8 protein-coding genes and 3 pseudogenes are annotated in these 11,700 nt (G+C 64.4%); 8 read left to right on the plus strand and 3 right to left on the minus strand.

Annotated features, from left to right (window positions below; genetic code table 11):
* From BSZ39_RS10780 to BSZ39_RS10790, 4 genes and pseudogenes are all read left to right on the plus strand, one after another.
* On the plus strand, positions 1-568 hold a 568-nt coding region (locus tag BSZ39_RS10780), incomplete at its 5' end, for a hypothetical protein (RefSeq protein ID WP_222842938.1).
* An 11-nt stretch (positions 569-579) separates the two neighbouring features.
* A pseudogene (locus tag BSZ39_RS15120) lies at positions 580-714 on the plus strand (AAA family ATPase); the annotation flags it as partial.
* A gap of 393 nt (positions 715-1,107) precedes the next feature.
* Positions 1,108-2,433, plus strand: a complete 1,326-nt coding sequence (locus BSZ39_RS10785) for an ATP-dependent nuclease (RefSeq protein WP_245792501.1) — start codon at positions 1,108-1,110, stop codon at positions 2,431-2,433.
* Between the two features lie 8 nt (positions 2,434-2,441).
* On the plus strand, positions 2,442-3,968 hold the full coding sequence (locus BSZ39_RS10790; protein WP_073717341.1) for a UvrD-helicase domain-containing protein: 1,527 nt from the start codon (positions 2,442-2,444) through the stop codon (positions 3,966-3,968).
* Between the two features lie 11 nt (positions 3,969-3,979).
* Here the strand turns inward: BSZ39_RS10790 and BSZ39_RS10795 are convergent, their stop codons facing one another.
* The gene (locus tag BSZ39_RS10795) at positions 3,980-5,071 is read right to left on the minus strand and encodes a DNA cytosine methyltransferase (RefSeq protein ID WP_073717342.1); all 1,092 of its coding nucleotides are present in this window, start codon (positions 5,069-5,071) and stop codon (positions 3,980-3,982) included.
* Positions 5,072-5,361: 290 nt separating this feature from the next.
* Here BSZ39_RS10795 and BSZ39_RS14845 point away from each other — a divergent pair.
* The 3 genes and pseudogenes from BSZ39_RS14845 to BSZ39_RS14695 all read left to right on the plus strand — a co-directional run.
* A pseudogene (locus BSZ39_RS14845) lies at positions 5,362-5,850 on the plus strand (relaxase domain-containing protein); the annotation flags it as partial.
* Entirely contained in the window at positions 5,816-6,958 is a 1,143-nt protein-coding gene (gene mobF, locus BSZ39_RS14305; protein WP_281247140.1) for a MobF family relaxase, read from the plus strand. The pseudogene BSZ39_RS14845 and the gene mobF, both read left to right, overlap by 35 nt.
* Positions 6,928-7,560: pseudogene (locus BSZ39_RS14695) on the plus strand (AAA family ATPase). The gene mobF and the pseudogene BSZ39_RS14695 overlap by 31 nt, the downstream one beginning before the upstream one ends.
* Positions 7,561-7,662: 102 nt before the next feature.
* Here the strand turns inward: BSZ39_RS14695 and BSZ39_RS10815 are convergent.
* Positions 7,663-8,703, minus strand: coding sequence for a DNA-processing protein DprA (locus BSZ39_RS10815; RefSeq protein ID WP_222842942.1), 1,041 nt, complete (start codon positions 8,701-8,703; stop codon positions 7,663-7,665).
* A 395-nt stretch (positions 8,704-9,098) separates the two neighbouring features.
* Between BSZ39_RS10815 and BSZ39_RS10820 the strand changes: the two genes are divergently transcribed.
* Entirely contained in the window at positions 9,099-10,007 is a 909-nt protein-coding gene (locus tag BSZ39_RS10820) for a DNA adenine methylase (RefSeq protein ID WP_073717344.1), read from the plus strand.
* Here BSZ39_RS10820 and BSZ39_RS10825 read toward each other — a convergent pair.
* A complete protein-coding gene (locus tag BSZ39_RS10825; protein ID WP_073717345.1) occupies positions 9,973-11,475 on the minus strand; it encodes a hypothetical protein in 1,503 nt (500 codons plus the stop codon). The genes BSZ39_RS10820 and BSZ39_RS10825 overlap by 35 nt on opposite strands.
* Positions 11,476-11,700: the final 225 nt, after the last annotated feature.

The following is an 11,700-nucleotide window of genomic DNA, read 5'->3' on the forward strand; positions in this document are numbered from 1 at the left end:
AGTTGTAGAAGATGAACTCGAGGATCACGCGGTGACCGCCCTGCTGTCCAGCACGACCACCCCGCTACACCACTATGAGGGACTCAACTGCCTGCTCGTGGCACCGAACCCAAGCACACAGATTCAGATCACTGACAGCACACTGCTCATCGAAACCGAGCGCGCCCAGAAGCAAGCCGATGCCGACCGGATCGCAGCCGCGCGTGAGGCCACGATGAACGCCGCCGCTGACGGTGACCTCGCTGCCGTTGGGCCGGTCGACTTCGTCGGGACGAGCAGTTCGTCCGCCGAGGGCGATGATCCGTCCGAGGCCGAATCCGCGCTGGAGACGGTGCTCGCCCGGTTCTTCGGATCGGTGAAGATCGACTCCGACCGCTACGCCCGTGACATCGGCAACGTGACCCGAGAGGTGATCGACCGCCTTGCTGGGGCGGGCGCGCGGCTTGACATCACCATCGACATTCAGGCCACCAAGCCCGACGGCTTCGACGAGTCCGAGGTCCGCACCATCAGCGAGAACGCCCGCGTCCTCAAGTTCGACCCCAGTTCTGGTTTCGAGAAGAGCTGAGCAGGTAGCGCATGCATCTGAAACGCATCGAAGTCGAGGGATACCGGGCGTCTGCGAACGCACCGATCGTCTGTGAGTTGAGCGGACGTTTCTCTCTGATCCTCGGTGCCAATGGCTCGGGGAAGACGACGATCAACGAGGCGATCGCTCTGGCCCATCCGCGCAGCTTCCCCCGGCTCGCACCTATCGATGCAACCGCGTTGGGCGCCACGCCGCGGGCGGTTCGCGTCGAGTACGAGTTCGAGGCCGATGCGTCTCGCGAAGGTGCACTTGGTCAGTATCGAAAGCGACAGGGACTCGCAGCACCGCGATGGGGCCGTCCCCTCGAACGGTCGCTCGGTCAGGTTCGCGCGGGGCGGCCCGTCGAGCCGGCCGCCGAGTACGACAGCATTCGGCTCGTACACCTACCAGCACTGCGGAATCCGGTCGACGATCTCTCACGGCGAGACGCACGTATCCTCCTCGAACTGCTCCGCGCCGACGAACGTAGACATCCCGAAACCGGCGGGCTTCGATCGTTGCGAGCCCAAGCCGAAGGGATGCTCAGCTCTCTCACCAACCACCCGCTGGTGGGGAACGTTGAAGACCGCATCGCCGAGAACCTCAGGATCATCAGCGGCGGAGTCCGGGAGCATCACGCATTTGTCGGGACGCAGACCGTCGATGACACCTACCTCGCCCGAGTGTTCGAGATGCTCGTCGCGCTACTTCCAGACCGCGCGACCGCCCGGCGCTTGCAGGTGTCGAGCCTGGGCTACGTGAACCTGCTTCACATCGCCGTCACTCTCGCCGGCATCCCGGATGCAGGAAGCACGCCGATTCCTGACGATCCGCCGGGTAGCGGCGGAGAGACAGACGACGGTGCAGGGTCGGAGTCTGCGGCGGACGACAATGAACTTGCCGAGGCTGCACGGGAGAGGCTCGCCCAGACAGCAGAGGCCGCGGATGCCGATGCAGACTCGTTCTACCCCGAGCTCTTCCACGCGACGGTGCTGATCGAGGAGCCAGAAGCGCACCTCCACCCACAGCTCCAGTACGGCCTCATCCGCTATCTGCGCGGCCTGGTCGAAGATCGCCCAGACATCCAAGTCATTGTGACGACGCACTCGGCGGACCTCGCCGCCGCCTGCGACCCCGAGGAACTTGTCGTTGTGCGAAAGGACGCCGAGAACCGCACGCTCTCACGTCGACTCGCGGACCTCCCGGTGAGCGAGGGTCTTAAGACTCAGCTGTTCCAACAGACTCGACTGCACCTCGACGCAACGCGGTCAGCCGCGTTGTTTGGCGACCGAGTCCTCATCGTCGAGGGGGTTACAGAGGCCAGCATCCTCAGACTGCTCGGGCGGGCGTGGGCAGGTAGCGACGCTCGACGAATCGGCTTCATCGACTCCCTCGCGATCCTTCCAGTCGGCCACAAAGTTGGGCAGTGGCCGATCCGCCTGCTCGCGACACCTGGCCACGAACTCGTGACTCGCGTCGCCGCAGTAGCCGACACGGACCGGCGCGGCGCGCCGCTGCCTGAAGCTCAACCACCGACCTGGCACTCGAAGCTCGACCACGAGTCGGCACGCTTCTATTGGTCCCGGCCGACGCTGGAACCCTCTCTCGTCGATGGGAACGAGGAACTCATCAAAAGCGCCTTCACGAGGTGCAAGCTCGATGAACCAGAAACCATCACGGCCGAGACCGTCGACCAGTTCTTTGTGAAGCACCCGAAGCACAAGGGCAAGTTCGCCCTCGCGCTGGCGCTGCTGATCGACAAGAACCTGAACTCCGTCGTCGTGCCGAGTCACATCAGTGAGATGTTCACCTGGCTCTACGACGGCACGGAGCCGAACTCGACTCCCGTGGACGACCTCATCTGAGTCCATCGATGGTCAAGCTAACCAATGCCCAGGTACTTGCCGCGGCCGCGCCTGACCGACTCGTCAACGTCATCTCGGCACCCGGCAGTGGCAAGACGACGATCGCGGCGGAGCGATACGGCTACCAGCGATACCAAGCGGGAGACCTTCGGGGTGTGCTCGGGCTGACCTTCAACAGAGCTGCGGCGGCCGAGCTGCGCCGCCGCATTGAGGTCCGCTGGGGCGCGAACTGCATCAGGCCAGCGCATCGCGTCGTCACCTTCGATCACCTCCATGTCGAACTCCTCACTCATCTCCTTAACGAGGGCAAGGTCACGTGGCCGAACGGCGCCACAACCCTCGACGTCCGCGACGACTACCGCGGTGTCAAGGGCTTCCGCTTCCTCCCGGTCGGAAGCTACGTTCGGTTCGCGGGCCTCAGCAACGCCCGCTCTGTTGTCTCGAAGAGCCGCAAGGTAACGAAGCCGGAGGCCGGGATCGGAAGCGTCGCTGACCATCGAGCGGTTCTCGACGCCGGCTCTGTCAGCCACGAGGACGTTCGCTCGATTCTTCGTGCGGCCATGCAGGTCGACGAACTACAGCAAGTAGCGGCCGACTGGCTATCCGCGAACTATCGCGCGGCGATCATCGACGAGGTGTACGACGCAGACGACCTCGACCTCTACGTCACCTACTTGGCTGCCGAGGCTGGACTGTCGGTCACTCTCATTGGCGACCCCTGGCAGGCTCTCTACAAGTGGCGAGGCGCGAAACCGGAAGTTGTGGAAAGACTGCTGGACGGCACGTCCGATCAGTTCGTTGCATACGAACAACCGGAATCATTCAGGTTCCTCGGCGAGCAGATGCCCCAACTGGCGGCGAGCCTACGTGCCGGCGCTGGTGCAGCCCTGCCGGACACCGCCAGCAGCGACGTTGACGTCGCACTCGCCCGGAACTGGACCCAACTGTGGTCCGTCGGCGACAACATCCTTCCACTTGCCTTCCGAACGGTGAACAACGCAACGGATGCGGCCATGAACCTACTCCTCGACGTTGTCACGCGTGCCCGGCTCGGCACGGCGTCGTACGGCCGTGAAGGAGCGATCACGAAGCTCGGGCTTGATCGTGAGCACTTCCAGGCGAAGCAGGATGAGGTATTCGCGCCGCTGGTCGAGAGCTTGCTTGCTGGCAAGGATGAGGCTGAAGTCCTTGAAGACCTGCGCGAGGCAGTCAAGAGCCTGGGAGTCCGTAAGCCAAGCCGACTATCCGATGAGAACGAAGCCACCGTTCGTCTGCAACTCTCTCGGTTGGCGGCGAGGCTCAAGGAGTCGGCGGTCATTCCGGGACTCACGGTCTTCCAAGCCAAGGGACGGGAGTGGGAACGCGTCGGAGTTGTGCTGTCCCGCGCCCAACTCGCAGCGCTCGCTTCAGGGCTGCGCGCGCTCGAAGAAGAGCACTGCATCATCTACGTGGCCATCACCCGAGCGAAGCGCTTCTGTGGTCAACTGTCGGGCTCCTCGGAACACGACGTGGTCAGTCTCCCGCTCGACGTGTGAGCCCGGCTCGGTCAGTCGAGCAATGCGGAGAGAGCAAGAGCCGCCTGCAACGGTTGTACGCCGTTGCCGAGCGCTGTGATCTGCTGGTCCTGCGTAAGGTAGTCGGCGTCGGTGACCCAGCCTGCGGGCAAGCCCATCAGCCATTCGACGAATGCCGGTGCTGGGTGGGGGCCGTCGGCGTCGTTCAGGAGGGCTGGCGCTGGTGCGGGTCGTCCGGTGATGTGTTCCCAGCGGGCGATGGCGTCGGCGTAGCGTCCCCAGCGCTGAACAGTCCGTCGATCAGGGACCACAGGGTCTCCGATTCGGCTCTCCTGTTTGGCGAGCCACCCGGTCCGTGGAGAGCGAAGTCGATGATCTGGTGTGACAGCGCGATCGTCCCGCGTCTCGCTCTCACCTGGTCGAGTGTTTCCCCGCCGCGTGAGGAGTCTGTCGCCAGTGGGGTGCGGAACGGTGCGCCGGGCGAGGGCGAAGATGTGGAAGCGTTGGTGAGGAGCGCCGACAAGGGAAGCCGGTAGGCCGATCCATCGTGCATCCAGCCGCAGGTCGGCCAGATCGTTGAGAACGGCGCCGAGAGCCCGTAGAGGTCGAGTTGCGTTGTCTCCCAGATGCCACGGGTCGGGTTCCAGGATGCGACGGGTTGCGCCGTCGGGGGTTGCATCGCCGGGGTTGTGTCGGTCATGGTCGTCTCCTTGTGCGGGTGGCCGCGTTGCGGGTGAGGACAGCAGTCCGCGGACGTTCTCGATGGCGACCCGCTCGGGCTGGAGCGCGTCGATGGCTGCGGCCATGTGTGCCCACAGACCCGAGCGCGTGCCAGGAGCGAGGCCGGCGCGCTTGCCGACGGTGGAGACGTCTTGGCACGGGAAGCCGCCGATGAGGATGTCCACGGGCTTGACCTGGCTCCAGTCAATGGTCGTGATGTCACCGAGGTTCGGCGCGTCGGACCAGCGGTGGGAGAAGACGCGGGCGACGGGCTCGTTGAGTTCGGAGAACCACACGGTCTTGGCGTTGAAGACGTGTTCGACGGCGAGGTCGAGGCCTCCGTAGCCGCTGAACAGCGACCCGATCTTGAGTTCTGAGTCGCCGCTGGTGTTGAGGTCGTGCATGAAGTCCGCTCCGGTGACGGTCGTTCCCGCTATCGCCTCGTCACGAAGCTGATGCCGAGCTGGTCACCTGTCAGGTGCACGACTCCGACACGCGCCCGCTGCTCACCTGAGCCCCCGCTTGCTGCCGCCCAAGGCATCCGCCTCTGGCCTCCGCTCCGACCGCCATCCGAGGTCACACGCCTCTTGCAGGTCGAGGTTGAGTCGGGCCTTACCGCGGTAGAAGTCACCGGGCGCGGGTGCTCACCTGCCCGGCAGGAACGGAGGTGAACATGACGGTTTCGATGCGTGTGATGTCGGCAGGTGACGGCTACCAGTACCTGCTCAAGACGGTCGCTGCCGCCGACGGAGACCGGCCACTCTCGACGCCGCTTACCCGCTACTACATGGAGGAAGGCACCCCGCCTGGCCGATGGCTCGGCGCGGGAGTAGCGGCCCTCGGCAGGGGCGAGATTCAGGTGGGCGACCGAGTACCGGAGCGCCAACTCCAGCTCCTGATGGGCACAGGCTGTGATCCCATCACCGGCGACAAGCTCGGCCTGGGCTTCCCGGCATACAAGAGCCAGGACGAGCGGATCGAGACACGGATTGCCGCTCTTGACCAGACGCTGACGCATGGCGCCAAGGGTGAGTCGATCGCGCAGATCGTGGCCGAGGAGACTGCCCGGAGCACACGGCGTGCGGTGGCGGGATTCGACTTCACCTTGTCGATCCCGAAGTCCGCATCGGTGTTGTGGGAGGTCTCCGATGCCGGGGTCCAAGCACTCATCGCGAAGGCGCATCATCGGGCGGTTTGCGGAGGTGGTTGCGTTCATGGAGCGCGAGGTTGCAGCCACCCGTACGGGCGAAACCGCCGGGGATGGCGCGGTTGCGCAGGTGGATGTCACCGGGCTTATCGCGACCGCGTTCGATCACTTCGACTCTCGCGCCGGCGATCCCCACCTCCATACGCACGTCGTCATCAGCAACACGGCCAAGACCGTTCTCGATGGCAGGTGGCGCTCGCTCGACGGTAGACCGATGCACGCCGCCGTCGTCGCGGTCTCCGAACTACACGAAGCGGTGTTCGCCGACCACATGACGCGCACCTTCGGCGTCTCCTGGGAGGCCCGAGAGATGGGCCGCGACCACAACCCGGCGTGGGCGATCACGGGAGTGCCCGAGGAACTGATCGCCGAGTTCTCGACCCGCGCCCGTCACATCGATACCGAGACCGATCGTCTCATCGCCGAGTACGTCGCAGCGCACGGACGACGCCCGGCGCCGGCAGCCACCATGAAGCTCCGAGCCCAAGCGACGCTTGCCACCCGGCCCGAGAAGCAGGTCCGATCCCTGGCGGATCTCACTGCCGAATGGCGAACCCGCGCAACGAAGACCCTCGGTCGGGACGCGACGACATGGGCGCGCGAGGTGAACGACAACGACAAGCCGCTCCTTCTGCGGGCCGACGACGTGCCCCTCGACGTGATCGGCGAGCTGGGGCGCTCGGTCGTCGAAGTCGTCGGTGAGAAGCGCTCGACCTGGCGGCGGTGGAATCTCATGGCCGAGGCATCCCGGCAGACGATGGGCTGGCGGTTCGCCACCATGCAGGACCGGGAAGCCATCGTCGCGATGGTTGCCGATGCCGCCGAGCTCGTCTCGCTTCGGCTGACGCCGCCCGAACTCGCCTCCTCGCCCGTCGTGTTCCGTCGGCCCGACGGCAGTTCCGTGTTCCGTCCGAAGAGCTCGACCGTGTTCACCTCCGAATCCCAGCTCGCGGCCGAGGACAGGCTCCTCGAACGAGCAGCAGCCTGGCCGGGCCGACGGTGCCACTGGCTACGGTCGAGAAGATCACACGCAGCCCCGACGCGGACGGCCGGATGCTCGGCGACGCCCAAGCCGATGCCTTGACCCGGATCGCGGTATCAGGACGCCTCCTCGATGTTCTGGTCGGTCCTGCTGGGGCGGGCAAAACCACCGCCATGAACGCGCTCCGCCGCGCATGGGAAGCCGAGCACGGCTCCGGGTCCGTCATCGGGTTGGCGCCGTCGGCGGTTGCCGCCCAAGTCCTTGCCGACGATCTCGGGATCGCGACCGAGAATACCGCGAAGTGGTGGCAGAACCACCTCATCCACGGCACCACACTCGAGGAAGGCCAGCTCGTCATCATCGACGAAGCTTCCCTCGCCGGCACCCTGTCACTGGAGCGCATCACCCACCTCGCCCAGGACGCTGGTGCGAAGGTGCTGCTGGTCGGCGACTACGCCCAACTGTAATCCGTGGACGCCGGCGGCGCGTTCGCGATGATCGCCAGAGACAGGTCCGACACCCCCGAACTGGTCGACGTTCATCGCTTCACCCACGCCTGGGAGAAGACCGCCTCGCTGGAGCTTCGCCACGGGCGCACGGCGGCTCTCGACACATACCTCGCCCACCAGCGCATCACCGACGGCGACGGCGAGGCCATGACCGATGCCGCGTGCTGGTCTGCCTCTGGAACGCTCTCGAGATGATGGCCATCGGCCCAGTGAGCGTCGTTCTCCTCGTAAGGGCTCGCGCCCGTGAGTACCGCGCGCAGCGGCAGGAGCTCTCCGAGGATGTGCCGCTGGGTGAACTCACTCGAAGCTCTCGCTGAGTTCAGGCTCCGGCGTCAACCGCTGGCCGGCGCGCTGCAACGTGCGCGTCAGAGAGGGCGAAGGAGGGCGGACAAGCTCCCTGTCGAGCCCTACTCGCGGCGTCTGGTCTCGTTCCACCAACCTGGCAAGGTCCGAAGAGTCCCCCACCAAGGACGCGATGCCATCACGCAGCAAACGATGCGGCCCAACACTCGCGGCGCTCGTGACTGGACCGGGGACAGCTCCGACACGTCGGCCAATTTCCGCGGCTCGCTGAGCAACCAGCAGTGAACCTGATCGCGACCCCGCCTCCACGATCACCGTCGCGGAGGACAGCGCAGCCATCAGCCGGGCGCGGGCGATGACCCGATGCCGGGTCGGAACGGCACCGGGCGGAACTTCGCTAACAAGCAGGCCGACGTCAGCGACGCGATCAAGCAGGTCGCGATGGCCGACAGGGTACGGGCGATCAACTCCGTTGGCGAGGATCGCGATCGTGTCGCGACCTGCTGCGAGGGCGGCCTGTTGCGACGCACCCTCGATGCCGTAAGCACCTCCCGCGACGACAACCCGTTCGTCGGCAGCAACGGAACTGGCGAACTCCCGGGCAACATACTCTCCGTAGGAGGTGCATGCCCGAGCCCCGGTGATCGTGACGAGATCGCGCATCGGACGCGAGAGGAAAGATGACGCGCCGCGAGTCCACAACACGTAGGGTGCGACTTCACCAAGATCGTCGAGGGCGGTGGGCCAGTCGTTGTCGCCTGGGATGAGCGCTCGAACGCCGGATTGCTGCACCTGGTCGATACGCGCGGCCAGTTCATTCGCACCTGGCACGCGGAGGTGGTCACGCCAGACCTGCGCGTCCACAGGGCTCAGCCCCACCGCTGCGCCGTCGTGCTCAGCGAGCCAAAGCGTCTCGACTGCTCCCAGCCTAGACAGGATGCGACGTGTCACAGGGTCATTGGGCACGACCAGCATGGACAGCACCATCCTCGCGGTGCGCTCGTCGTTCGCGACATCACTCAAGCTGGCCATCATCGGTTCCTCTCGGCGCTCGTCACCGACGAGGTGTGCGGACCGAGCCTCACGGACACCCGCCCTGCCGAGCGGTCCTCTCCCGCGCGAAGCGAAACGGGCGCAGCTACGGAGATTCACCCGGCGGACTCCGAAGAACGGCCTATTCGCGGGAGCGTCCGCGTGGCGAACCACGATGCGACCTGTAACGAGTACTATCCGTAACATGAAGCGTCTAGGCAGCCTGAGTGACGTGGGGCTCACCGAGCTTGATCGCGCGTTGCGCCATGAACGCCTACGCCGCCGAGAGGCATGGCGAGATTGTGAGCACTGCGACCAAGCGTTCCTCGGACGAGGGGACGCTCGCTTCTGCTCAGCCCGTTGCCGTGTTGCCGCACACCGGGCGAGGAAGGACTCCAATGACTGACAGCCTGCGTGTCATCGGATCACGCCGATACGGCACACTCTCACCATTGCGCTACCCCGGCGGAAAAGCTGCGCTCGCTGGCTTCTTCGCTGACATCATCGAGATTCTTGGCATCAAGGATGCCCACTACATTGAACCCTACGCCGGAGGTGTGGGCGCAGGGATCGCGCTTCTGCGCGAGGGCATCGTCCAACACCTGGTAGTCAACGACATCGACCCAGCCGTCCACGCCTTTTGGAAGTCCGTCGTTGGCAACAACGCAGAGTTCGTAGAAATGGTCGCGTCAACGCCACTCACGATCGACGAGTGGCAGCGCCAGCGGGAGGTATATCGCTCACAGGACGAGCGCGATGCACTGCGCTTGGGCTTCGCGTTCTTCTTCTTGAATCGAACCAATCGCTCCGGGATTCTGAACGCCGGCGTTATCGGCGGCCAGCGTCAGGAGGGAAAGTACAAGATTGATGCACGATTCAACCGACTCACCCTCGTCGACCGGTTGACTGCGATCGGTGCTCTAGCGGATCGAATCACGGTCTCTGATCTGGATGGCCGGACTGTGATCCAGCAGTACTCTCACGATGACCGGTCATTTATGTACATCGACCCGCCCTACGTGCAAGCAGGCTCGCGACTCTATCTCAATGCCTTCGACGGACGAGACCACAAGGCACTCTCAACGATCGTCAACTCCGTTGAAAGTGCGCACTGGTTGATGACCTATGACACAGCCCCGCTGATCGAGAAACTGTACCGAGATCAGTTCCAGTGCCGACTGGAACTCACCTACTCCGCCAGGTATCCGGGACAGGCGGAAGAGCTGCTCGTGGCATCCCCGTCTGTCGCGCGGGCGGTCAAGTCGTTGCAGACTACGCCTGCGATGGCGGGCGCAACAAGCGCCTAAGCAGCGGGTTCACGACCTTCCATGCCTTTCGGACGTCATTCGCACTCACGGAAGCATCGGCACTGTGCGCGATGAGGTTGAACCACTGGATCGATCCGTGCTTGTGTGCGTTGCCCGACTGGATAGCACCAATTCCTGACTTGAGCGACTTCTCTTGTCCATAGGCCTGCACGACGCGCTTGAACACAGCACTCAACTCGCCAGTGGCGGGGGTTGCGGACCCCTCGAAATGAACCTTGATGGTGGCCTCAAGCACCGAGCGCATGAGGATCGCGGCCGCGATAGGGAGATTCGAGAGGCTGACCTTGCGCAGCTCGAAGTATCGCAGCTTGAGATTCAGCGGCGCGTTCTCGTAGTCAAGCCCCGACAGATCAAGCGTGTCCTTCGTGTCTGGGTGGTTGGGTCCACGGCTGCCCGTGCCGGCAGGTGGGCCGGGTGGGTTCGGAGTAGCTCCACTCCCGCTAGTGTTGGGGCCACCGGGCGCTCCGTCCGGGCCACCTTGGGATGGCCCGGATGGCGTCAGTTGCGCGAGAGGAGTGGGCGGCGCTGGTTGGGGCGGAGCCGCAGTCGATACGCCGTTGAGGCGATCCACCAGGGACTGATACTCCCGGCTGCGCTTCTTGAACTCTGGTGAGCGAGTGTTGAGACGCCCTGCACGGAACTCGCTGACGAGGTACTCCAAAGCGTTGAGCTTCTTCTTCGTCAACTTCACAGCGATCTTCTCAGGCGTCGAAGCCCGCGGAACAAGCATGCCATCCTTATCGAACTCGACACCGATCGCGGAAGCAATCTCCTTGCTTCGGTAGGCATACTCGAAGGCTGACATCGCCAGGTCGTCACTCGCGGCGTACTGCCGGAGGGTGTGATCGGAGAATGGCGCTGCGCTGAGGAAGCGCCGCATTACGGCCATCCGCATGAACCTGGCAACCTCGACATCCGGGTACTGTGCCTTCACATCGTCGACCGTGGTCTGCTCGTCGACGAGCGAATAGTAGAAGGTTGCCTGCTGATCGCGACTCCAGCGCCTCTTCGAGATGCCGGTGTGTAACCTCGCGACGTGAGGTGCAGCCGTCGCCCGGTCGGGAGCGACGATGACACGGATTCGTTCGGGGAGATTCTCCGCCTCCACTGCGTACCGCTTCAGCAGCGCGCGAATCTCTGCCTCATGGCCGGGCACGATCGTCGGGTCCTGGAGCGCCTTGAGCGCGCTGACTCGACGGTTGCCTTCCAGCACGGTGTATGGGGAGCTACCGCCGGACGCCGATGCCGACGTCACGATCGGGACTTCGTTGTCGAAGTAGCCGTCACGGAGGATCAGGCGCGCCGCTCCGAGGACGTCCTCGGACGCAAACAGGTACTTCAGCGCACCTGCTTCGTCGTCGCGGCGCATCGGTATGCGGTAGTTCTCCAGGTCGAGAAGGAGCTGGTCGAGGTCAACCTCGACTATCGGTAGCTGCTCGTAAGCCATATCCAGCCCTACTCTCGTGCTCCGTCCGGCGATCGACGCCCTCGGTGCCGAACTGGCGAGAGCAGTCGTTCGTCTCCAACGGTAGCTGCACGCCTCGGTCTCCGGGCTGAGACACGTCGGGAGCGATGATGTCCAGTTGAGTCCCTCATAGTGGTGTAGCGGGGTGGTCGTGCTGGACAGCAGGGCGGTCACCGCGTGATCCTCGAGTTCATCTTCTACAACTCA

The organism is Bowdeniella nasicola, assembly GCF_001907295.1.
In the GTDB taxonomy this organism is placed as follows: Bacteria; Actinomycetota; Actinomycetes; order Actinomycetales; family Actinomycetaceae; genus Bowdeniella; species Bowdeniella nasicola.